This is a genomic window from Mycolicibacterium frederiksbergense, from assembly GCF_012223425.1.
Classification (GTDB): domain Bacteria; phylum Actinomycetota; class Actinomycetes; order Mycobacteriales; family Mycobacteriaceae; genus Mycobacterium; species Mycobacterium frederiksbergense.
In genome coordinates, this window is record NZ_CP038799.1 from 463846 (window position 1) to 487297 (window position 23452).

At 64.4% G+C, this 23452-nt stretch carries 17 protein-coding genes, 4 pseudogenes and 1 riboswitch; of the genes and pseudogenes, 5 read left to right on the forward strand and 16 right to left on the reverse strand.

What is annotated here, in order from left to right:
* Positions 1-109 precede the first annotated feature (109 nt).
* The 9 genes and pseudogenes from EXE63_RS05315 to EXE63_RS05355 form a co-directional block, all read right to left on the reverse strand.
* Positions 110-1555, reverse strand: coding sequence for a serine/threonine-protein kinase (locus EXE63_RS05315; RefSeq protein ID WP_168141112.1), 1446 nt, complete (start codon positions 1553-1555; stop codon positions 110-112).
* Positions 1556-2143: 588 nt separating this feature from the next.
* Positions 2144-3202 carry an EcsC family protein gene (locus tag EXE63_RS05320; protein WP_168141113.1) on the reverse strand — a complete coding sequence of 353 codons (1059 nt, stop codon included), beginning with the start codon at positions 3200-3202 and terminating at the stop codon, positions 2144-2146.
* Between the two features lie 75 nt (positions 3203-3277).
* Positions 3278-4768, reverse strand: coding sequence for a serine/threonine-protein kinase (locus EXE63_RS05325; protein ID WP_168141114.1), 1491 nt, complete (start codon positions 4766-4768; stop codon positions 3278-3280).
* A 618-nt stretch (positions 4769-5386) separates the two neighbouring features.
* A pseudogene (locus EXE63_RS05330) lies at positions 5387-5812 on the reverse strand (ATP-binding protein); the annotation flags it as partial.
* Between the two features lie 64 nt (positions 5813-5876).
* Positions 5877-6320, reverse strand: a complete 444-nt coding sequence (locus EXE63_RS05335; RefSeq protein ID WP_168140339.1) for a DUF6262 family protein — start codon at positions 6318-6320, stop codon at positions 5877-5879.
* Complete coding sequence (locus EXE63_RS05340; protein ID WP_168140340.1) at positions 6317-8491, reverse strand: tyrosine-type recombinase/integrase; 2175 nt, start codon at positions 8489-8491, stop codon at positions 6317-6319. The genes EXE63_RS05335 and EXE63_RS05340 overlap by 4 nt, the downstream gene beginning before the upstream one ends.
* Positions 8488-9669, reverse strand: a complete 1182-nt coding sequence (locus EXE63_RS05345) for a tyrosine-type recombinase/integrase (RefSeq protein ID WP_168140271.1) — start codon at positions 9667-9669, stop codon at positions 8488-8490. Before EXE63_RS05345 ends, EXE63_RS05340 begins: the two co-directional genes overlap by 4 nt.
* Positions 9670-9822: 153 nt before the next feature.
* Positions 9823-10143: pseudogene (locus EXE63_RS05350) on the reverse strand (ATP-binding protein); the annotation flags it as partial.
* Positions 10143-10967, reverse strand: a pseudogene (locus EXE63_RS05355) (Mu transposase domain-containing protein); the annotation flags it as partial. The pseudogenes EXE63_RS05350 and EXE63_RS05355, both read right to left, overlap by 1 nt.
* A 167-nt stretch (positions 10968-11134) precedes the next feature.
* Between EXE63_RS05355 and istA the strand changes: the two are divergent.
* The gene (istA, locus tag EXE63_RS05360; RefSeq protein ID WP_168141116.1) at positions 11135-12640 is read left to right on the forward strand and encodes an IS21 family transposase; all 1506 of its coding nucleotides are present in this window, start codon (positions 11135-11137) and stop codon (positions 12638-12640) included.
* Complete coding sequence (istB, locus tag EXE63_RS05365; protein ID WP_168141117.1) at positions 12637-13446, forward strand: IS21-like element helper ATPase IstB; 810 nt, start codon at positions 12637-12639, stop codon at positions 13444-13446. Before istA ends, istB begins: the two co-directional genes overlap by 4 nt.
* 44 nt (positions 13447-13490) lie before the next feature.
* Here istB and EXE63_RS05370 read toward each other — a convergent pair.
* From EXE63_RS05370 to EXE63_RS05385, 4 genes and pseudogenes are all read right to left on the reverse strand, one after another.
* Positions 13491-13925: pseudogene (locus EXE63_RS05370) on the reverse strand (sigma factor-like helix-turn-helix DNA-binding protein); the annotation flags it as partial.
* A gap of 307 nt (positions 13926-14232) precedes the next feature.
* On the reverse strand, positions 14233-14610 hold the full coding sequence (locus EXE63_RS05375) for a DUF732 domain-containing protein (protein WP_168141118.1): 378 nt from the start codon (positions 14608-14610) through the stop codon (positions 14233-14235).
* A gap of 240 nt (positions 14611-14850) precedes the next feature.
* Entirely contained in the window at positions 14851-15237 is a 387-nt protein-coding gene (locus tag EXE63_RS05380) for a DUF732 domain-containing protein (RefSeq protein ID WP_168141119.1), read from the reverse strand.
* Positions 15238-15272: 35 nt separating this feature from the next.
* On the reverse strand, positions 15273-15692 hold the full coding sequence (locus EXE63_RS05385) for a DUF732 domain-containing protein (RefSeq protein WP_168141120.1): 420 nt from the start codon (positions 15690-15692) through the stop codon (positions 15273-15275).
* A 636-nt stretch (positions 15693-16328) separates the two neighbouring features.
* On the opposite strand from EXE63_RS05385, the gene EXE63_RS05390 reads away from it, so the two are divergent.
* Entirely contained in the window at positions 16329-17474 is a 1146-nt protein-coding gene (locus EXE63_RS05390; protein ID WP_168141121.1) for an ATP-binding protein, read from the forward strand.
* A 60-nt stretch (positions 17475-17534) separates the two neighbouring features.
* Here EXE63_RS05390 and EXE63_RS05395 read toward each other — a convergent pair whose 3' ends face one another.
* Positions 17535-18503, reverse strand: coding sequence for a metallophosphoesterase (locus EXE63_RS05395; RefSeq protein ID WP_168141122.1), 969 nt, complete (start codon positions 18501-18503; stop codon positions 17535-17537).
* 156 nt (positions 18504-18659) lie between these two features.
* Positions 18660-18767: riboswitch (SAM riboswitch) on the forward strand.
* 33 nt (positions 18768-18800) lie between these two features.
* On the opposite strand from EXE63_RS05395, the gene EXE63_RS05400 reads away from it, so the two are divergent.
* Entirely contained in the window at positions 18801-19382 is a 582-nt protein-coding gene (locus EXE63_RS05400) for a hypothetical protein (protein ID WP_168141123.1), read from the forward strand.
* 3 nt (positions 19383-19385) lie between these two features.
* On the opposite strand, the gene EXE63_RS05405 is transcribed toward EXE63_RS05400, so the two are convergent.
* Entirely contained in the window at positions 19386-20036 is a 651-nt protein-coding gene (locus EXE63_RS05405; protein ID WP_396835284.1) for a DsbA family protein, read from the reverse strand.
* A 190-nt stretch (positions 20037-20226) separates the two neighbouring features.
* On the opposite strand from EXE63_RS05405, the gene EXE63_RS05410 reads away from it, so the two are divergent.
* On the forward strand, positions 20227-21522 hold the full coding sequence (locus EXE63_RS05410) for a DUF2786 domain-containing protein (RefSeq protein ID WP_168141124.1): 1296 nt from the start codon (positions 20227-20229) through the stop codon (positions 21520-21522).
* Positions 21523-21581: 59 nt separating this feature from the next.
* On the opposite strand, the gene EXE63_RS05415 is transcribed toward EXE63_RS05410, so the two are convergent.
* Positions 21582-23246: an SWIM zinc finger family protein gene (locus tag EXE63_RS05415; RefSeq protein WP_168141125.1), complete on the reverse strand. Its 1665-nt coding sequence runs from the start codon at positions 23244-23246 to the stop codon at positions 21582-21584.
* Positions 23247-23452 lie beyond the last annotated feature (206 nt).

Consider the following 23452-nt stretch of genomic DNA (forward strand, 5'->3'; position numbering starts at 1 on the left):
TGGATGTTCTGCCGGAAGCCTTCGCCACCAGATCCAGCTTCTCGTGTGCCCTTATTCTTTTGGGTCCCGGATTTCGGGGTTTGCTCACCTCAGCTCCACTGGGTTGCCGTCAGCATATGAACCCATCTGGCCCTTTGAAGTGATTGGCGAAATCCGCGCAGACCGGCCGGTTGACTTCGACCCAACCCTGTGGCGTGCACACTGTGTATGGCCCCTGTCCATAGTTAGGGCCAACCGTGCCGAGACGCGAACACCCCCCTGAGGTGATGAGCGGAGCATTGACGTAAACCCAGCCAGCGCCGGTGCATAGCGAGTAGGAGTCCATGGTCTCCGGCTCGTTCACTGTGCCAAAGTAGCCAATGCCGCACGGTTCCAACTCCGGATCGGTGTCAGGTGCCGTCGAGGTTGTAGTCGTTGTCGGCAACGTGATCGGAGGTAGCGGCGGTGGCGGCGCTGGCGCGGCGGTCTCAGTGGGGGTGGATGTGGTGGTCGGAGCCGGTTGGGTTCCCGACGCTTCTGTAGAAGTGGTAGGCCGCCACGGTCGCCAGACCAGCACCAATGCGGCGACCAGGAGGAACACGCCCACGACGGCCAGGGCGGCGAACCACGACCGGCGGCCCGGGCGAATCAAATTGGCATTTGGCGCATTGGTTCGCTGAGGTCTGCTCGCTGCCACAGCGGCTATTGTTGCGGCTTCGTGAAGTCGATTGTCCGGTGCCGCAGCGATTTCGGTGAGCTGATGGGTGAAATCAACGCAGCGTGGAAAGCGATCTTTTGGATCTTTGGCTAGGGCGGTCGCCAGAGGGTGATCGAGCGAGGCTAGTTCAGGCCGTGCGTCACCTAGAGCAGGTGCTGATGCATTGAGATGCCGACTAATCACAACCGCTGGGTTCAGATTTGAGAAGAGCTGCGATCCGGTCAATAAGTGGTAGGTCGTCGCGGCAAGGGCGTACTGGTCGGCTCTTCCGTTCATGGCTTCACCCATGAGCTGTTCCGGGGCGGCGTACGCAACCGTGCCGACAGTCATGTTGGTCGTGGTGATTCCGCTGGTGTCGTCGAGGGGTCGGGCGATCCCGAAATCGGCCAGGGAAATCTTGGGGTCGTCGGTATCGAGGTCCGCGACGATTATGTTCGCGGGCTTAACGTCGCGGTGTAGCAGGCCCTTCTTGTGGGCGTAGTCCAACGCGCTGGCCACGGCAGTGACGACTGCTAGGACATGCCCCACCGGCATGCCTTCCGAGTAGCGCCGCTCCAGAAGGTGTCTGAGGTCGGTGCCGTCAATGTAGTCCATCGTGATCCAAAGCTGACCTTCGTGCTCACCCCGGTCGTGAATACCCACGACATGGGGGTGGCGCAGGCCCGCGGCCAGGTCGGCTTCGCGGATGAACCTCTCCCGAAACGACGGATCCTGGGAAAACTCCGGGCGCAGGACCTTCAGTGCTTCCTGACGAGGAAGCCGAGGGTGCTGGACCGAATAGACCTCCCCCATTCCTCCGGAACCCAACTGCCGTAGAACGCGATATCCCGCGAAAGTGTCTCCGATTCTCAACGGCATGGGCGGATGTTAGCGGCAGACTGGGACAGTTCGCGCCCGCATCTCCACTTCGCCCCGTCAGCTTCGCTGTCTGTGCCGGCGTCGTCTGAACAAGGCGGGCAGCTTCCTCGACATATGATCTCGCGGAATCGAGGCCCTGTCAGCATGCATCTGCCAAGCATCCGACTCCGTGTGCCTGTACTCCAGATCGAGAGTCCTAGTGCCCTCGTCGCGCCGATGGCAACCCACCGAGTACCTCACGCCCACCCTCGAATAGGTCAGGGTTGCTGACGCTCTGGCGCCCCTGAGGCTTGCTTCGAGTCGGAGCCATGATTGCCTTCCTTTGCACTCGCAGCGCACGTTCGTAGATGCGGCGGTATCCGGGCCCCTTTTTAGCCTGACGCCCGGCCTGGTTCACGATTTCATCGAGCCGCTTGCGCGCCTTCTTCCCGAATGCGTAATTAGCCTCTAGCGCGGTCAACTTGTCATGAATCAGCTGAAGCATCACCGGCTTCCAGTCAGCTGACTGCTCCGTCTGTTTAGGGCTGTCCGTCAAATTGAAACTCTTTCGTGTGCCAGTGAAGATCCTTCGATCGCAGCGCTTCTGATCTAGCCCTCTGTGATTGGGCCGCCATTGTCAATAGTCACTCCCTCTGACTCAAGAATGCCGATCACATCGATCGCGTCGTCCTCGGCGACGCCAGACTTATCGACTTCGGCGTCGATCACCACAGGCCTAATTTCACCGCCCTTGTCGAAGAGAAACCGCTCACGATATGCCCAGTAGGCGGCACTGGCGACGTCGTCCACCATTTTCCAGTTCAACGCGGCACCAATTCCCACACCGGCGATCGGAACGAACTGTCCGAGCTTCTTTTTGGTCAGCTTCTGGCCGAACTGGGTGGCGAATCGCTGCACAACCTTGACGAACGTCTGTTGATTCAGTTGCCGCCAGGCCACATTGGTCGCGAGGCTACGGGTCAAGATCGCAAGCTGCTGGTAAGCAACCGCTTTAGCGGACGGAGTCACAGCGAGACCTAGACCGATGATCTGCATCATGAAAACTTCTTCGGCAGGGTCACGCGGGTCATAGCCGTAGTAGAGAGCGTCGTGCGCAATGACCCGGCTGCAGGCGGCCAGAAGCGCAGCAGCGTCAACGCCCATCGCGGCTGCAATGGTCCCCAGCCCTGGTGCAGCTGCCGCTCCTGCTCCCGCTACCGCACCGAATGCCGCCAACGCTTGCCCGCCGCTAACCGCAAGTCCGGCTGCTGCGCCCTCGGTTGCGGCGGAGATGGAATAGGCGTAGTGCAACCGCGTGAACGAAGCAACCTTGTCGATTGCTCGTAGATCCAGTTCGTGGATGTCATCAAGGCGCTCGACGGTGTGGCCCTTCTTGACATAGGACCGGATGACGCGAGTCTCGGACGTCGTCAGTTGCCCTGTGCGGGTCATGAACTTTCCAGCACCCTCGGCGGTCGCCTTTAGAGCAGCGGCTCCGCTGTCCTTCAGCTTGGCGGCACCCGGAGCTTTTAGCGCGCTGCCATACAACTTGCGGCCCGTTTCTTTAACCGACTCCGGCACGAGGTGTCGAGCGGACCCACGAAGTTCTCGCTCTTTGTGCTCACGCACCTTGTCAAGCTGAAGCCGCTCGTAATCCGACAGACCCACAGACTTTCCTCCCCTTGGTGTAGAACTAAAATTGACGGCACAGTTGCGTCAGAATGCACTGCTTGCAGCACGTAATCACGGTCCCGCCGAGATCGCCGGTTCGGCGTAAACGTCGCCGCCTGTATAGATCACCAGCCCGTTTCGACTGATGTCGTACCGGGTGTCCTCGTTGGCTACCGAGAATCCCGCCGGAGTGGCCACGACTCCAGGCAGATCGATTCGAGCGTTGTCCTTTCGGCGCAGACCCTTATAGGTATAGATGCCATTGCCCTCGTCACAAATGACAACCACGGATTGGACTGTTTGCAACGTCAACGCTGGAACGTACGGACACGACAATCCTGCATATGACCACGTAGCGGACGTCGGTGCAGCAGTGGCAGTCGGGGCATGCGCAGTCACCGTAGAACTCGTTGGCATCAAAGGCGTTTCAGTCCGCGCGCTGCTAACAACCGGTGTACCGGTCGCCATCCCGCTTCGCTCCCAAGGACGCGAGACCAACGCGACAGCTGCACCGCCAACAAGGGCGACGGCAACCAGAGTGCCGGCGACAATCGGCCATGCCCGACGTACCCGCACCTCCTGCGTTTGAGTAGGTGGATAGGGCGGCGTTAACGGCGAAAGCGTCTTCGTCAGGGGCGGTGCTTTGCGGATCTCAGACAAACGTGGCACCAAATGCGGACGAGCAGCGACTGGAGCCAGTACGGTCGTCTGCCGCGATGCCGTCGAAGCACTCGCGCCGCTGACGGCCTGCGCGAAGGCTGCGCAGGTGGCGTGACGGTCTTCGGGTGTCTTTTCGAGTGCTTGGCGGACTGGTGCGTTAAGCACCGCGAGGTCGGGACGTTCGTCGCCGAGCAAGGGTGGTGTCGTGCTGAGGTGCCGACTAATGACGACCGCTGGGTTGGAGTTTGGGAAGAGCTGCAATCCAGTCAGCAAGTGATACGTCGTCGCGGCCAGCGCGTACTGATCGGCCTTTCCGTTAATTGGCTCGCCCATGAGCTGTTCTGGTGCGGCGTAGGCGACGGTGCCGACCGTCATGTTGGTCGTGGTGATGCTGCTGGTGTCGTTTAGTGGTCGAGCTATCCCGAAGTCGGCAAGAAAGATCTTGGGGTCGTCGGCATCGAGGTCGGCGACGATGATATTGGCTGGCTTGACGTCTCGGTGCAGCAGGCGCTTCTTGTGCGCGTAGTCCAGCGCACTGGCCACAGCAGTGATGACGGTCAAGACATGCCCAACAGGGAGGCCTTGCGGGTACCTCCCGTCCAGCAGCTGGCCGAGGTCGCTGCCCTCAACGTAGTCCATCGCGATCCACAGGAGGCCGTCGTGCTCGCTCCGGTCGTGGATGCCGACGATGTGAGGGTGTCGCAACCCCGATGCGAGATCTGCTTCACGGATAAACCGCTCACGGAACGACTCATCCTGGGAGAACTCCGGGCGCAGGACTTTCAGGGCCTCCTGACGCGGCAGTCGAGGGTGCTGAACCAGATAGACCTCGCCCATCCCGCCCGACCCCAGCTGGCGCAGCACGCGGTATCCGGCGAAGGTGTCGCCGATCGTCAGTGGCATTGCCGGATACTAACGGCAGACTCCGACTGTTTTCATGGCCTCACAGTTGTCGGAGTTCATCACATTTAGTCAGAACGCCGCGACTGAAACCGTGACCTTCGTCGAACCCACCGATCCCAGGGTGACTGGCCAGCTCCGCGCGTTCGATCTGTCGGGCCCTGCCGCACGTCGTTTCCTTTATGGGTAGTAGCCCCTGTAGGACGCGTAGATGTCCCGGTATTGGGGGCAGTAGGTATCTATGACGTAGCCGATTCCCTGCTGGAGCTCCGTGTAACTCAGGTTCGTCTGCGTCATCCAGACTGAAACTTGGGTCCATATTCTGTGGCGCGTCGGGTCGGCGTCTAGGTCGCTGCATACCGCGTTCGAGTAAACGTTCCCGAACTGCTGGATGCTGGTGAAGTGCATCGTGTCGGGTTCTCCCAATATCGCTGCTTTTGTGGGGTCCGACGCGACGCCATACGGAGAGTCGGGCACCCATTGCACCGGGATTGGACCGTAAGGTCCACCGACACAAAGTGACCCTGTTCCGGGATAGCCTCCCGTCTCGCAGTACGGCCGTTGTCAACGGCAACCGAAAATTGACCAGCTGTCGGCAATTGAAAATTGACCAGCTTGGGTTCATTGGTCTTCGGCCGTGACGGTGGGTACGCGGCCGAGGTCTCGGTCTTTGATGCGGTAGCTGTCTCCTTTGAGGGCGATGACCTCGGCGTGATGGACAAGGCGGTCGATCATTGCGGCCGCGACGACGTCATCGCCGAAGACTTCACCCCAGCGGCCGAAGGGCTTGTTGGAGGTGACGATGAGGCTGGCGCGTTCGTAGCGCGAGGACACCAGTTGGAAGAACAGGTTGGCCGCTTCTGGCTCGAACGGGATATAGCCCACTTCGTCGATGACCAGCAGCGGGTAGCGCGCGAGGCGGACGAGTTCGGCTTGCAGGGTGCCGCTGTGGTGAGCGGCAGCGAGTCGGTCGACCCATTGGCTGGCGGTGGCGAACAGGACCCGGTGCCCGGCTTGGCATGCCCGGATCGCGATGCCGATCGCCAGGTGGGTCTTTCCGGTTCCACCCGTTATCGAAGGTTCGAACGCAGAATGACCGTGTTATGCCTGTTCAGGACGTTGTTGCGATCGATACGACGTTAGGCGAGGGCTGGATGCCGCGGCGGGCCAGTTCGCGCCGTAGGTCGAGGTTCTCTCCGTGTGCTCGTTCGAGTGCGTCGCGGAGTGCTTTGAGTTGCTGGTGGTGCTGTTTCTTGAGTTCGGCGATCTGGCGGGTCAGCGTGATGACGAGCGTGCTGTCGGTGTCCACGGATTGGTCGGCGGGGGCCTTGGGGCGGGTGCCGCGCAGATGTTCGATTCGTTTGCGCAGTTCGGGATGGTTGTAGAGGAAGGCGTGAGAGACGGCCGCTTCGCGTTGCACGGCCTGGAAAGTGATCGGGTCGCCACGTTTGACCAGTCGGCGGATGGCCTGCTCAGCGTCTCGGGTCTTGTTCTGAGACTTGGCTTTCGCTGCTTGGGTGAGTGCGGTGATGCGGCGTTCTCGGGAGTCGGTCATGGGGTGCTCCTGCGGTGGGCGGTGAGATCGAGAGTCAGCGGGACTGGTCCAGCGCTGGCTCGATGACACTGGGTTGTCGCGCCGTGGGCTGCGGAGCCGGGCGCATCGTCGAGGGCGGCCAGGAGTCGGGTAAGCGCGTGGTGTTCAGCTCGGCGGCGGATCAGCCAGACGTTGTCCTCGGGCATGGGATGGCCGTGTCGCTGTTCGAATTCCGTTGTGGCCCGGTCGATCAGGTCGGTGGTCTCGCGGAGTTGACGTTGCAGTACGTCGTGGTGGGTGTGGTCGGTGACGAAAACTGAGCAGGTCAGGCAGGCGTTGCCTTTGTCGCAGGATTGCAGCGGTGGCAGCATGCACCACCCGTTGGGCAGGAACCGGTCTGCGCGGCGGAACAGGTGCAGACTGTCGTGGTCGTCGCTGGAGAGTTGGATGCGGGTGCCGTCGGATCGCAGCTTGGCCGTGGCCAGGAATGCCTGCTCGGCGTGTTCGTCGCGGGCGGCGATGTAGTGCATCGTCATGGTGGGGGTGGCGTGCCCTGCATAGCGCTGTAGGACGTGAATCGGCAGACCGAGTTCGGCCAGTCGGGTCAGCCGGGTGTGGCGGAAGCGGTGAGTGTGGCTTAACCGCACGGCGTGGCCCTTGGCGTCGGTGATCTGAACGAGGTCGCTGAGGCTGCGCAGCACCCAGTTGTAGGTACCTGCCGGATAGGGTTTGTCACCGCGGCGGTTGCCCAGACGCCGCGCGAACAGATACCGCCTGCTGCCTTCTGGATGCTGGATTTGGAGCCAACGGTGTTGTTCGGCAATGACTTCGGTGACCTCGCGGTCGACGAGGATGATGTCGGGTGCGACATCGATCTTGCTCTGCGCGTAGCGGAACCTGGTCAGCATTTGGCCATCGCCCTCGGCCGCTGCGGTAGTGGCGGGCGCAGCCGAAAGGCAGTCGAAGTCGCAGGTGCGGATCTCGCTGGCCCGCCGGCCGGTGAGGATCTGCAGCAGGATCATCCGCATCGCTTGCGGGTCGTCAAGTCCGTTGGCGGTGAGGGTGGTGCCGTCGCCGCGGGTGATGGTCATCTGCTCGGTGCGCGGCAACCCGATCAGCGGCAGCGCCGCAGTGATCTGCGCGAGTGCGTGATCATCGATGTAGTTCGCATCGTTGAAACCGCGTTGATGCGGTATCCGGGTGACCCGGCCGAACCAGCTGGAGGCGTGTGCTGCGCTCACTCGTTGCCAGGGCTCGGCACCGAGAACGCTGCGAGCCTCCCCGGGATTGGCGGCAATGAAGTCCAAGAGGCCGGCCACCGCTCGCAGGTCGTCGTTGATTCCCCGGATCGGCACTGTTCTTCCGAGGTGGCGTGTGTCGGATTGGCGGGTGACGCGGTTGGCTGCCACGGCGGTCCACCGCGCGAACGCCGCCGCCTGTTCGACCGCGCTCGTTGGGTCGCCCAGGATGCCAGTCGGGTCGTCGAAGCTGGCGGTCAGCCAGTTGTCGAACCGGCGGAAGCTGCGCATGCGTTCCTGGCTGACCGTGGTCCAGCGCAGCGCCCCGGATTCGAGCATCGTGCCCAGGTGCCACTTCACCGCGGCCCGCAACCACGGAAGCTGTATATCTCCGGGTGCGCAGCCGTAGTTGGCGACCGGTTCACGATCGGTCAGTGGTATCCGCGGATCGCAGCGCGGGTGCCAGAAGTCCAGGTGCCACCACGGGCCGTCGTGGCAGGCGGCGATCAGGGCGTGCCGGGCGAACCCGAACAGAGCGTGCACCCGGCCCCGACCTCGGGGTGAGGGCAGTCGCTTGCCCCTGCTGAGATAGAACCAGCTCTGCAACACCGCGGCGGCGTCGTAATCCATCGCCCGGATCGACGAGGGGAAATCACGGCCCTCGGTAACTGCCCGCCGAATCATGTTGGCCAACTGCGCCATCGCCAACACCGAGACACGGGTGCCATCACCGGCCTGCCAGTGCGCCATCCACGCCAGCTCCGCGGCGAACGGATCGGGTAATTCGCTCAGATCCAAATGCGGCCAATCATTCTCGGTAATCGACGCCCAGTTCTCGATACCGGGCCCGAGCACGGGGCCACGCCACTGTGCTGGCAGCTCGTCAAAGAGTCGCCAGATCGGATCGAGGTGTTCGGCACTACGCAGGCGCAGGTGGCCATGCTCGTCGATCACTCGGCCACCCGCCAGCTGCTGGCATAGGACGCCCAGTTGGCTGCTGCTCGCAGGGCTTCGTCATCGCGAACCCAGCCGTAGAGGTCAAGGGTGGTCTGCACGTGGGCGTGCCCGAGGCGTCGGGAGACCACCCACTCCGGCGTCCCCGCCAGCAGCAGTGCAGTGGCATGGGTGTGGCGGAACCAATGCGGCGTCCACCCGGGTGGCCCGATGCAGCGCCGACGCAGCGTGGCCACCTTCTCCCGGACCGTCGTCTCTCGCAATGCGGCCAACAACGGTGGTCGGAACACATTCACCAGTAGCGGCGACGTGTCCGTAAGAGCAATGCCGCCTTCGGTTGCCCGGCAGGCGATATCGGTGAGATAGTCGGCGAACAGCCGCTCGAGGTCGGCCCCGACATAGACCCGTCGCGGTCGCATCATCTTCACCCGCGCCCCGTTGGGATTATCCGAGCGGGGCACGATCTGCACATACGCGGTGCCGCCGCGGCCAAGCACGAACTCGCCGATCCGCAGACCCAGCGCCTCCCCGAGACGCATCCCGGTCTCGGCCAACAGGGCGAACACGAACCGATCGCGCAGGTTGCCTCGCCACGATCCGGACTCGGCGTCGAAGACCGCGCAGCCATCCAGGATCGCCTGAATCTGCTCGGGCAGGAGCACGGGCGGTCTGTCGCGGCGGCGGTCGCGGCGCACGCGCACCAGCGATGACGCGACCGGGGCCGAACGCGCATCCAGATGCGCAAGCAAGCCTCGCGCCGGTCGGTGCCGCGGTGCTCCACGAAGGAGCCGTCCCGCTACCGCCACCCCGGACACGGCCTGATGCCAACGGTAGAACGAAATCACCGCTGCCAGGCGGACTTCCAACGTTGCAGCGGTCGGCGTCGGGCCAGACCCGGTCAGCCGATGTTCAACCGTGCGGCCATTGCGCTGCCAGGACAGGAACGCCGTGAACGCGGGGACACCGACATCACGCCAACCGTCGGTCTGTCCGCGTTGCTCCAGGAAGCTCCACCACTGCGCCAACGACGTCGCATAACCACGCACCGTGTTCGGTGACCACAGGTGCCGGTGAGCTTCGATCCACTCCTCGATCGGACCGACCGTTGCGAAGTCCTCGCCAAGCACAGTCCACGTCCGCTGCCCACCCGCAGGACACACAGCCACCGGATACGCCATCGTTGCCGTTCCTTCACGTTGAAGAACACCCGCCGATAAACCGGCAACAACGATGACTTGCCCCGCATCAACCCCCTTGTCACATACATAGATTCGAGCGTGTTGCTACCCGTTGATAACGGGTGGGCCCAGGAACACCACGTTGTCTTTGGCGGTAACGAAGTCCAGAGTTCCCAGATGGGCGATGAGATCGCGCTTGAGGCCGCGGGCGTGGTCGAAGTCGAACTCCTCCAACGATTTCCGGGATGGAAACCGAGCCGCCCGGATGCGTCCCTCCCCGCCGTGGGATTCACGGGCGGACACCTCACGCTGCAGACACGCTGCCAGGAATTCCTCGTAGCTCCAGGTTTCGGTGCGCGCGCGCTCTGCCAGCCGGTCGATCGCCTCACGCAGGGTCGGCGCTTTCAAGGCCCGGGTCAGATACGCCAGCTCCGCGGTCACGTCCCGGCTGCCACTCGCGGTCTTGGTGGCCATCACGCCACCGGCCCATCGAGCCCGAGCACGGCGTCATAATCGGCCAGCCGGCGTTGTTCGACCTCGACGTGCGCTGGCACAGTGAGAACGTCGAAACGGTGGCGGCGCAGCAGCTTGGCTGCATCCACGTGCTCGGGGTCAGAGATCGTCTGGTGCTTGGCCCAGATCCGAACATGGTCGCCGACCAGGGCGCCACCGCACCAGATGCGGACCCGTTCCAGATCGGCGGTGACCTCGATGCGCCGCCCGACCGCGATCGGGTGCACCGAGTAGTCGTTGCCGTCGAGACGGACGTAGTGATCGCGCGGCAGCCGGGTCGAACTGCGCCACCCCAGGCTCGGTGGCACTGGCGGCAGGCTCAGCATCGCCGCCTTGTCGGCCTCGATCCGATCCACTGGGCGACACCCCAACACCCGGTGCTGGCGGTGATTGGCCCGCACTAACCATTCGGTTAGTTGGGTGTTGAAGTCCGCCGGTGAGGTGAACACCCGACCTGGCAGAAACGCCCGTTCCAGGTAGTCGTGGAACCGCTCGACGAGTCCCTTGGCTTCGGGATCGGCGGGTTTGCAGATCAGCACCTTGGTTGCGAGCGTGCCGCGAAACCCCTGGCATGCCGCGGTCAGCTCGGGCTGGCGTGCCCGCCACCGCCCGACCGCGCCCTCGCCGTCCCAGACCAACACCCGCGGCACCGCTCCCAGCGTCCAAAGATGCTGCCACCAACCGGCATAGAGGTCTTCGGCTGTCCGCGTCGGGATGAGCATTGCTGAGGCCCACCGCGAATACCCGCACACCATCGTCAACACCGGCAATGCGGTGGCCGTGCGGATTGTCCGTGGCCATGAAAAAGTACCCGCTGGTGGCCAAGTAGAGGTCCCCGCTGGTGGCCAGATAAAAGTCCCCACCCTGTGTTCGTCGTGTCGATCAGGAACTGTGGGCCCCGATGGTGACGGTGAAGGTGCCAACCAAACGCCACCACCACCGGGGAGTTCCATTGAAGTCTGCGAAGGACCGCATGGACATCATTTCCGCCTACCAACAAGTCGGGTCGTACCGAGGTGCTGCCGACCTCTGCCACACCACCCCCAAGACCGTCAAACGGATCGTGAAGAAGTTCGAAGCCGGCGATAGCGCACCGCCACGGGCCCAACGGGCCCACAACTACGATGCGGTGACCGACCTGGTCACCGACCGTGTCGAGAAGTCCCAGGGCCGGATGTCGGCCAAACGGATGCTGCCGATGGCCAGGGCTGCCGGTTATCAGGGATCCGCCCGTAACTTCCGCCGCCTGGTCGCCGAGGCGAAGACGTTGTGGCGCAACGAGCATCACCGAGGGCGACGTCCCGCGGTGTGGTCACCGGGTGAGTATCTGGTCATCGACTGGGCCCAGGCCGCGCCGGGATTATTCCTGTTCTGCGCGGTGCTGGCGTTCTCACGGTGGCGCTTCGTCGCGTTCGCCACCGACCAGAAAGCCTCCACCACGTTGGCGTTGGTCGCCGAAGCATTCAATGCGATCGGTGGTGTTCCGGCGCGAGTGCTGGCCGACCGGATGGCGTGCCTCAAGGGCGGGGTGGTTGCCAACGTGGTGATCCCGACGGCCGAATACGTGAGATTGGCAGGGCATTACGGATTCACTCCGGATTTCTGCCACGCCAACGACCCGCAGTCCAAGGGAATCGTGGAGAACCTCTGCGGCTATGCTCAACGCGACCTGGCCGTCCCGTTGTTGACCGAAGCCGCCATCGCCGGACGGCCAGTCGATCTGCGGGTCGCGAACACCGCCGCCGCAGCGTGGTGCGCCGAAGTCAACGCCACGATGCATTCGGAGATCTGCGCCGTTCCCAACGAACGGCTGATCGTCGAACGTGAACTGCTGCAACCACTGCCGACGCTGCGGTTGCAGATCGGGGCACCCTCGGTACTGCGCAAGGTCGACCGACTGTCATGTATCCGATACGGCTCGGCCCGCTACTCGGTGCCGACCCGGCTGATCGGGACCAACGTCGCCGTCGTGGTCGATCACGGCGCGGTCTGCCTGGTTGAACCGGCCACCGGGATGATCGTGGCCGAACACGAGCTCGCCGCCCCAGGCAGTGCGTCGATTCTCGACGGGCACTACGACGGGCCACGACCAGCACCGAACCGGGGTCCACGACCCCGAACCACGACCGAGCAGCAGTTCTGCGCCCTGGGTGCGGATGCCGAGGCCTTCCTGGTCGGGGCAGCGGCGATCGGCAACACCAGGCTGGGCTCTGAACTGGAGGTCCTGCTCGGGTTGGGAGCCGCGCACGGCACCGACGCACTGACCGCGGCGTTGCGCCGGGCGGTGGCGTTTCGGCGGTTCCGTGCTGCTGACGTGCGCTCGATCCTGGCCGCCGGCGCGGGAACACCGCAGCCCCGCCCGGCCGGTGACGCGCTGATCCTGGACCTCCCGGTCGCCCCGATGCGTTCGCTGGACGCCTACACGGTGAGCCCGGCCGACGGGGGTGTCACGTCATGACCAGCACATCAGCGAAGGCCGTAAAACCCGTTGCGCCACCGTCAGTTCCGCCGCTGGCCGCTGATCTCGACGCCGGGTTACGGCGACTCAAACTGGCCGCGATCCGACGCACCGCACCCGAAGTGTTGATCACCGCGAAGACCCAACGCTGGACCCCCGAGGAAGTGCTGCGAACCCTGATCGAAACCGAACTCGCTTCACGGGATGCCTCCAACGTCGTCAACCGCCTCAAGGCCGCCGGCTTCCCCGTCACCAAGACACTCGAGTCGTTCGACGTGACAGTCTCCTCGATCCAGCCGAAAGTGTTCGACTACCTATCCAGCCTGGAATGGATACGCACACAACAGAACCTGGCCATCATCGGACCCGCCGGAACAGGTAAGTCCCACACCCTGATCGGACTGGGAGTCGCCGCCATCCATGCCGGGCACAAGGTGCGCTACTTCACCGCCGCCGACCTCGTGGAAACCCTCTACCGCGGCCTGGCCGACAACACCGTCGGCAAGATCATCGAATCGCTGCTCCGGGTCGACCTGATCATCCTCGACGAACTCGGCTTCGCCCCACTCGACGACACCGCCACCCAACTATTGTTCCGGCTCGTCGCCGGCGCCTACGAACGCCGCACCCTGGCCATCGGCTCGCACTGGCCATTCCAAGAATGGGGCCGATTCCTACCCGAACACACCACCGCCGTCAGCATCCTCGACCGGCTCCTGCACCACGCCACCGTCGTCATCACCGACGGCGACTCCTACCGCATGAAAGACGCCCACCACCGAAAGGAGAACACCCAACCAACCTAGGAATCACCACACGGGGTGGAGACTTTTATCCGGCCACCAGCGGGTACTTCCATTTGGCCATTGACACGGATCTGGCCGTACCCGACCGGCACTTCGACGTCGGGGAACCAGAAGTCACATTGGGCGATCTCGCCCGCCACATAGGTTGTGCGCGATACCGGATCCGGCGGCAGATACACCGGACGCAACTCCCGCACCCGCTCACTCAATGTTCGGATCGAATACGACCATCCGATCCGTTCGGCGATCACCGTCGCCGGCATCCGCGGGAACGCCGCCAACAGCTCACGAATCCTGGGCTCGGCCCCGTCTGCCACCGACCCCGCCGGCGCCCGCTGATACTTCGGCGGGCCATCGGAGGCCAGCGCCGTCTTCACCGTGTTCCGCGATATCCCCAACACCCGTGCGATCTCCGCAATCGGCATTTGCTCAGCCCGGCGTAACCGCCGGATCTCTGCCCAGTCCTCCACGCTCAACACTCGCTTCCTCCCTCGGCCTATAGCCAAGGGTCTCCAGGAAGCTGGTCAATTTTCAGTTGCCGCGCAGTGGTCAGTATTCAGTTGCCGCCGACAGCCGTGCGTTCGCCGTACCCGGCCCTACCGCCAGGCCCACACTTGTCATCCCGGTCATCACTAGGGCGGCAATGAGCTTCTTCATTTTCATTGCTTCTCCATATTTGCAAACCTCACTACAGACCATCCCGAGAAAACACATTCGACGTATTGCGGGCAGTGCATTGTGATCGAAGCGTCCAGAGGTGCGCGCCACCACCACGGGCGGAGGGACTCACCAAGTGGAGCCGGTTGCCAACTCGACAAGCATCTGAGGACAGTTGTCCTCCTCGGCCTGCCTAACGAAGTCCTCGACGTTCGGAGTGATCATGCCGGGATTCGTCTCGACCATGTGGTTGACAATGTCAGTCTCGCTGATCCCTTTCGCGCGCCAAGCGCAGATGTCCGTTGCATGGATGCCGACCGATTCCGGACTGGGACCATATGGGTTGTAGCCGTTGATCGGGGTGCTGTAGTACGGCTCGCAGACACCTTCCGAATTGAGTTCCCAGTTGACCTGGCAGGGTGGCGTGGCAGTCGCTGGAGCCGCTCCCATGAATGCACCGACGGCACCTGCCGCCAACGTGGTCAGCAGAAGTCGCTTCAGTGCCATAGACCCATCTCCGAAATAATTAGTGTTAGTGAAGTTGCTGCGGGATGATTGGCAATGTATATCAGACACGAACTCATCGATCTGGCAAAGTGTGAAGAAGCGCTAAGGTCCTAATACTTCGCGCCTCGCACACGGCCACTGATCACCCGGTGCCTGGCGTCCGCCGCCGCCCGTCAGGATGACCGCAGTCATCGGCGCACACAGACTGGGCTCCAGGTTGCTGCCCATGCCGCCCAGAGATCAGCACAGCAACTTTTGGGCGTTCTTCAACACCTGGACTGCCGAGGTCGTATCGACGCCCCCGCTGACCATCTTTTGTGCGATTTCGTTGGGTGGTGTGCCGCGTCCCAAGCTCCGGCAAATCGAGTATCCGAGTTCCAGGACATCCTCGCCGGTGGAGCCTGCAAACAGTGTCCCGCTCTCGGTCAGGAAAGCAGCCTCTCCGTGGTACTCAACGTCGCTGTTAACCACGTAAGGCTCGCAGGCGCCGGTAACAGGGTTGCGGAACTCGAGGCATCCAGGCTCGGCGTTGGCGATCGCCGGCGCGACCAACGCGGCGACGAGGGCACCGGTCAGGACTGACAGGGCCGCAAACGCTCGCGCGCTAGCTACGCAACAGGTGGTCACGATGCCTCCTACTTCAACCTCTTGAGGTGTCGCGATTATTTGAGGCCAGGGCACAGGTACATCTCGGCGTCGATTGCGAAGTAGCCCGAATCGTGCAGGTCGAGTCGATTCTTGTTGAAAGTTGCCGCCATGATGTCCTTGACGCGTTGTTCGGAAAAGCCTTGGCGACGGAGATCGCACGCGGCGTAGCCCAATTCAAGGATCTGTGCGTCATTCAGTCGCCGAATGGACGGCAGGATCAGTCTGACATCGGACACGAAACCTGCTTCGCCGGTTGGCCCGTAGGTGTCTCCGTTGCCGTTCTTACCAGCATCGAACGGAGCGCCACCTAAGCAAGCCTGGACGCCCGCGTCAGTGCCCCAGTCGCAAGTCTCGGAGACTGCGATTGGCGCTGACTGCAAGGCCACAGCAGCCAGCGCAAGTCCTGCGGCGCAAACTGACCCTGTCCACTTCATTCTTTACCCCCTGAAGCCGCTGACTGCCGAGTCGCCGTGCAGCGGCATATCCCCGATCAATGTAGTTCTCGCAACTCAGGTTGTCGCCGTTACAGGCTCCAGTTGGCAACAAACTTGACGACACACTGGGAGCGGTCAACCGAGAAATTTGGATCGTGTACGTGACCGACGCCGACCCCATGGGTGCGCACCTAGCCTGCGCCGGCAGCATCGAACGTGGCGAGCGTAATCTCGCCCTCCAGGCCGCTGGCGCCAAGGAACTCACGGCGTATCGAGGCGGCACCCGCTTTGTGCCGCGTCGGATACTTGGCCAAACCGACCACCCTGGCGTCAACGAAGTACACACTGGAGCAACCCCTCCTGTGCCGGACCGAGCACGTGAAGTACACCTGTTGCGCCGGCGTCCGGACACCCCGGGCTCGGGTCCAGCACAGTCGACCATCGTCGGCCCAAAAGTGCCCGCCACGGTCCGGACTATGGATACCCCTCAGCCGAAATCTCCCGTCGCCACCAGAGGGGCGCGTACCCGCCTGCCGTTCGGGCATGAAGCTGGGCAAAGCAGCGACTTACCAAGCCGTCCGTATAGATTCGTATACTTCTGGGTGATCTATACCGAACTATGCGGGAGGTGGGCCGATGGAGCCGAGCCCGTACGCACCCGGGTCGCTGCCAGAATATCTGGCAGGCCGTGGCCGTGAACGCGAGCTGATCCGCGACAAGGTGTCCCGGCTGAGCATGCTCGGGCGTTCCGGCGGACCCCTGCTGGCCTTCCATGCTCCGCGTGGCCTCGGGAAGACGTCGCTGCTGCGGATGGCCCAGCGCGACGCGCGCGCCGAAGGCTTCCTGACCGTGTGGGTCACCGGCCGTAATGACCGGCCGATGTCGCCCGATATGGCACAGGGATTGAGCGCGGCGGTGAAGGACCATTCCTTCGGGCACCGGGCGAACGCGCTGCTGGATCGGCTGGCCCAGGTCCAGGTCGAGTTCGGGATCCCGGGAGTCGAGGTCGGCGCGACGCTCTCCGCCGGGGACAAGGCTCCGGGTTCGGCGGTGTTGGAGAAGCTGCTCGAGGATGCCGGCCGGTTCAGCCGCGCGCATGCCGCCAAGGGGCTCGTCGTGTTCGTCGACGAGTTCCAGGAGGCCCAGCTCGGCGATCGCAAGAGCCTGCTGATCGGGCTGCAGCACTTCGACGGCGCCCCGGACGCGATACCGGTCGCGGTGATCGCCGCCGGCCTGCCCTCGTTGCCGCCGGCGGTGACCGAGGCGGCCACCTTCGGCGAGCGGTCCCGGTTCGTCGAACTCGGCCTGCTCACCGACGTCGCCGTTGCCGAGGCGATCCGGCTACCCGCCGAGCACCACCGGGTCACCTGGTCCGACGAGGCCATCATGGCCGCCATCGAGCTCGCCGCCGGCTACCCGCACAAGGTGCAGCTCATCGGCGACTCCACCTGGGAGATCGCCCGTCCCACCGCCGGGAGCACGATCAACGTGGGTCACGTCCGGCGGGCCGAAGAGGAGATCGAAGACCGCATGACGGGCCTGTTTCGTACCCGTCTGACCCGCGTGACGCCCGAGCAGCAGCGGTTCCTGACGGCCATGGCCGAAGTCGGAGACGGCCCGGTGGAGCGCGCGGCGATCGCCGCCGAACTGGGGGTAGCGACGACCGCGGTGAGCCGACCCCGGCAGCAGCTGATCGACGGCGGCTATATCGAGGCGGTTGGGCGCGGCAAGCTGCGATTCACCATTCCCGGGTTCGCGGCCTACATCCGCGCCAATGGTTGACGCGCCGGACTGCCCGCGGGCACTGCGGCTTCGCGACGGCGATCCATCACCCCGTTCCGTTCACCCCACGCTGCTGCCGACCGATACATAGTGGGACGGATCAATTCGCGTCTCCCCCGACCACCGGTACGCCGTCAACGCCCCGCCCTTGACCGCGCTGAAGTCCACGCACGCGGCGTAGTCGGTCCAGTCGTGCAGATGCCGCGGCGAACCCTGCCGCCAGTAGTGCCCATAAAACACCGGCACCTTCCCCTCGTACACGAAGTCCTGGACCAGCGTCACCTCCGGAAGCGCCGGATACGGCCGATGGTCCTCGGTGGTGAAGGTGCTACTGATCTCGGCGAGGTCGGCCAGCGTCGTCGCCGTCTCGTTCCACCACCGCAGCCGGGCGGCACCGCGGGAATGCCCGTCCTTGTCGAGGTAAGGCGGCTGCCCGTGCTCGACGAGGCTGACCTCGGGACCCTTGAGCAGCGTCTCCACCGCCTCAAACATCGGGTCGCCCTTCGTCGACGCCCGCACCAGCTGCTCATCGATGCTGATCCGGTCATCACCGAGCGCCGCCATCGACGCCTCATGCCAGCAGGCATGCACCACTCGGATGACGCCGAGGTCCAGCCACAGCGGCTGCGTCCGGAACCAGGCCAGGCACTCGGCACGCGCCTCCCCCGTCACCTGCTCCAGGAACTCCGCATGCTGTCTCTCATTCTTCGCCGCGTCCGGATTCCCGGGGTCGTCATGCGGCCGTAGGTACTTGCCCGAGCCGCGCGGCCACTCGGTGGCGTAGGCGAGTGCGTTGAACTCGTGGTTGCCCAACACCATTCGCGCGCTGCCGGCGTCGACCATCGCTTTGACGATCTGCAGCACCCGCAGCTGAGCGGGTCCGCGGTCGATGAGGTCGCCGACAAAGATCGCCGTGCGGTCGGGGTGCCGGTAGGCGCCGTCGCGGACGGCGTAGCCCAGCTGGGCAAGCAATGCCTCGAGTTCGTCGGCGCAGCCGTGGACATCGCCGATTACGTCATACCCATTCATCGGTACCTCCTTCGTCCGCCCCGTCAAAGGCGGTCCATCAGTGGTGTGTGCCGACCATCGCCTCGCACCGATGAACTCGGCGGGCAGGTCTGGAATCTGTCTTCAGGATATCGCCGGACACCGACATGTCGGAGTGGAGCCGTATCCTCGGAGACAGCTCACGAGCGGACGACTGCTTGGGTACCTGGCCCGTCGTCCCGGCAACCGCGCGCCACCGCACGGTGCCCCAGGGGAAGAGCGGGCACGACAGTGCAAGCGGTGGGCGTCCGAACGCGGCGCCGCCAGGAATGGCGAACGATGACCGACCAACCCCTGACGCCGGCGGATGCTGCTCTGCGCGAACGCATCACCGAACTCTCGGTACATATTCCGTGCGGCGGCCTGCGCGGACCGGTGCAGCGCACGGTGTGGCAATCCTGCCGCCACGAAGACTCCCCGCAGAAGTGGGAGGGTGTCGACGTCTCGCGTCACTACGACCTGTGCATCGTCTGCTTCCGCGCCACGGCAGGCGGAATTTCACGGTGGTCGTGGCTGGCCTGCGCGGACTGCCGCTCCGTCAACGACGCGATTGCCCAGGTGTGGGGATTCCGACCGTTCGCGCTGGGCCGGCACAGCCTGATGAACGGCATCGGGCTGCGCGGTGGTGCGTCGCCGGAAGTTCAACAGCGCCAGGCCGAACGGCTCAGCGAGTTCGCCGGCGGTGACTGGCGCCTGAAAGGTTGGCGCGATCACGAGTACCGGCTGATGGCGGCACGTTTCGAACCCGACGCCGATGTGCCCCTGCGGGAGTGGCAGCAGGCCTGGCCGCCCGGACCGGCTGCCTCACAGGAGGCGTTCGCGCGGCTGATCGGTCCGACGTTTCCTTTGGACCGCCCGTGAGGGTCAGCCCGCGACCTGACCCAACCAGTCCGAATTCCCATCGATGGGCTGCCCGTCGATCAACACCAGTGGAACCCCCGGCTCCGGAAACTGGTGCAGCAGAGCGAGGTTGTTGGCCGCAATCACCCGCGCGTCGTAACCGATCGGCAGGCCGATCCTGATGAGGTCGAGGGCGGCCGGTGGGGCTCCCGCACCGGCTGCCAGATCAGCCAGCTGGTTGTTGTCCAGATCGGTGGAGCCACCTTCGTGCGGCTGGTGCTCGGCGGAGAAGATCTGCTGCACGAAACGCCATGTGACATCGCTGGACTGTGACTGCCCAGCCACCACGAACGCCGCGTAGATGGCCCGGCTGTCGTATGTGCCGCTGGCCGAATACTTTTCGAGGAAGTTCACCAACCGCAGGTTGACATGCAGCGAGCCGTTCTCGATGCGCTGCCCGATATCGTCCCCCTGTTCCTGGATCAGCTGACCGCTGAACGGGCACAGCGGATCCAGATACAGATCGACCTGCCCGACCGCATGCGGGTCACCGATGGAGATCACATCGCCGGCAGGCGCCGCGACCGCCGCATGCGCGAAGCCCGCGGCCGGCGCTAACAGCAGCGCCGCGACCACGGCGAGAATTGCCCCGACGGCGCGCATCGGCCGGTTCACCCAGGTTCGGTCCATGACACCCATCATGCCGGGGCGAACGGGCCCTGCATCGTCAGTTGACGAGGAGACCGTTGCAGATGCTCGTATCGACATCTCCGTCGCCGCGCCACCCATCGATCGGTCCGAGCACCGCCAACGTGCGTACCCGAGCGACCAGTGACCTGTCGTACCCGTCCGACACAATCCGGACATGAGCCGACACAACCGCCAGAAGCGCGCGGCCAAGCAGAAGGCCCGCCGCCGCGCCTCATCCCAGCATGAACACCGCGAGCCCGAACCGGGCCACGACCGCATCGTCCTACTCGACCACCTCGTCGCGGCGTTGTACGCCTCGGCGAACTGTCCCGAGCATGACGCCGATGTCCACGCCGCCGAGCTGATCCAGGAGTTTTCCGGCTGGACCCGTGACCTCGATACCGCCGCCGAAGTCGCCATGGCCGGTGCCATCGGCCGGGCGTGGGAGGCGGGCTGGTCGCCGAGTGACCTCCACGAGCTTGTTCGCCGCCACCTCGATGCGTCGGCGACCGACTATCTGGCCGAGGCCATCGTGCGTGAGTCTGCCCAGTACGCCACCGCAACACTGCACCCGCGATGGCGGGCGGACCTCAATGCGCTGTCTCCGGGGATCGATCCCACCGCCCACGCGCCGCAGATGTGGGACTGGGCCGACCGACGCGCGGTCAGTCATCGCGCGGCCTTGGCGGTGGTGCTGAACGCGCTCCGATTCCTGGGGCGGCTTCCGGTCCTGGAGCCGTTGCTGCCCTTGCCCGGCGCGAGCCGGCACGCCGCGGTGGTGGTCGGCGAGGCCGACGCCAAGGCGCTCGGCCGAGTGCGCGGACTGCTCGCCAAGGCCGAGGCCACCAGGTTTCCCGAGGAGGCCGAGGCTCTTTCGGCCAAGGCGCAAGAATTGATGAGCAGGTACTCGCTGCACCACGCCATCAACAACCACGAGGCCGGCCGCACGGCAGAGGCGGCCGCGCGGCGGCTCTGGATCGACAACCCCTACGCCCGCGCCAAGGCGACGCTGGTGCAGGCGGTGGCGACAGCCAATCGGTGTCGCATGGTGTGGGCGGAGAAGCTCGGATTCGTCACCATCGTCGGCGCCGATGCTGACCTGGAATCCGTTGAGTTGCTGACCACGTCGCTGCTGGTGCAGGCCAACCGGGCCATGCTGGCCGCGGGACGCCAAAACGCCGGTGGGCAGGCCAGAACGAGATCATTCCGTCAATCGTTTCTCGTCTCCTACGCCGTCCGCATCGGCGAACGCCTCACCGTCGCCAGTTCGACCGCCGCCGCCGACGTCGGTCACGACAAGCTGCTACCGGTCTTAGCGGCGCGCAGCCGGGCGGCCGACGACCTGTTCGACCGACTCTTCCCGGCCGCCATCGCCCGCGCGGTGTCGGCGTCCAATATCGCCGGATTGGCGGCCGGGCGCGTCGCTGCCGACCTTGCCCAGCTGGATGTCCGCACACGGATAGCGGGCTAGCACGATCATGCCTTCAGCCCGTCGTTCACGCCGAGAAGGCGACAGCCGAGCGGCGGACGTCAGAGTTTCTTGGCGTCGAGTGCCTTCATCAACGATGGCCGTCGGCCGTACTCCCGCCGGATCTCGGCCATGAAGACCGCGAAATCGGCACTGCGTCCGCCCTTTTCGTACAGCTTCGCCATGGTGGCCAGCGTCGCGGCGATATCGGGATAGATCTTGGAGTTGGGATACCGCAAATCGTCCGCCAGCTTCGGGCGGTACAGGTCGGCCGCGGCGACGGGTCGAGCATCAGCACCGCGTTGCGCCAGTTCCTTCCAAGCCCAGCCCGGGCCGTAGCGATCTGCGGCCTGCCAGGCGGCCTCGATATCACCCTCACTGAGCCACAGCTGCACCAGAACCGCGCCCTGGGCGAATCGGTCCGCCGCGAGTCTCTCCGCATGCTCGAGCGCCCATGCCCGTTCGGTGTCGGCGCGATCGATGGTTGTCGCGAAGTCCAGCAAGACACGGTAAGTGGGAACCGAAGGCTGCCGGACAAAGTCGGCCCGCATGACATCGAGAGCGTCATCGAGACGGCCCAGGCTCAGGTAGGTCTGCGCAACGGCATCGGGGCTCAACCAGAAGTCATTGCCGCCACCGTGACTGGATACTCGGCCCTCGGTGACCGCGCGGTCAATCCACCCGACCGCTTCATCGGCTCGGCCGGCGGCCCGCAACCGATCCACGATCGCCCCGTATTGCGGGTGGTCGCGTCGGCTCAAGAGGTCGACGGCTTGGTCGACGTCGCCGTCGTGGTCGGCAAGTTCAAGTACCATTCGGTCGATTTCCGACCGAGTCCACTTTTCTCGGTCGGCGTACTTGCGGTCCACCGCGGCCACCGCCCGCCGATAGGTCGCCAGCGCAGGTTCGTCGAACGCGTCGACGAAATCGGCAAGGACCAGTTCGGGCCAGCCCGGCGAGTCGGCGCGAAATTTCACCAGCCAGGTGGCGAGCTTGACGGGATCGGGCCGGCCCAATCGGCACGCCCGTGCATAAAGGGAAGCCGCCCTTTCACATTCAAAGCCGATCGACCCCGACGAGTCGTCGGCCTCCTCCATGATCTTGCGCAACCGGGTCACCGCTCGCAGTAACGCGGGGCGCACCGCCTCGGCGGCCCCACCGTCCAGGTAGCTTTCCAACTCGTCGAGCACGTCAGCGGCCACGCCCGCAACGTCGAACGAGCGCCGATAGTCGATAAAGCCGCGAAACGACAGTGCGTTTCGCACATAGGCATCCAGCTCAGGTGCGGCCTCGGCGCCATCACTCGACGCTGCCATGGTTCGGATCTCGATCAGCCGTTGCACACTGTCGTCGCGGCGGGCAAGATCGAGCACCAGCTCGCGTAGTTCGTCGACATCCATCGCCCGCACCGCGTCATCCAAGGCCGTATCGGGTGCACCGTTGGTGTCAAGGTCGACTGCGACGCGGCCGGTGTCGATCGCGGCGAGCCCGACGGCGACCAGGTGCTTGCAGAAATTGCCGTCCTCAAAATGCGGGCAGGTGCACCATCCACCGAGCACCGAACCGGACCAATCGAGTTCCACGGTATACACCCGCTTGGCCTGGACGGACGCGTACGCCTTCGTGTCGGCGACCCGCAGCCCGCGGACATACCCGACGTAGTCCTCACCCCGGGCAAACACGACGCCGCCTGCCGCGCCAAGCAGGCCCGCTTCGGACAATGGCACATCCCCATCGTGCCGTATGAACTGCGGCTTCGGCCACTACCGGCAGCACGTGAGTTGTCGCTGCTTTGTCGCTACAAGGCGGGCAGTGACTTACTCACTTCTCCGCCGGCGCAGCGGCACGTGCCGGCCCCACAACGTCACCCACTCGGGTACGGCCAACCCGTGAATTATCCGTTGCGTCCGAAACAGCTGGCGCGGTGGCGAAG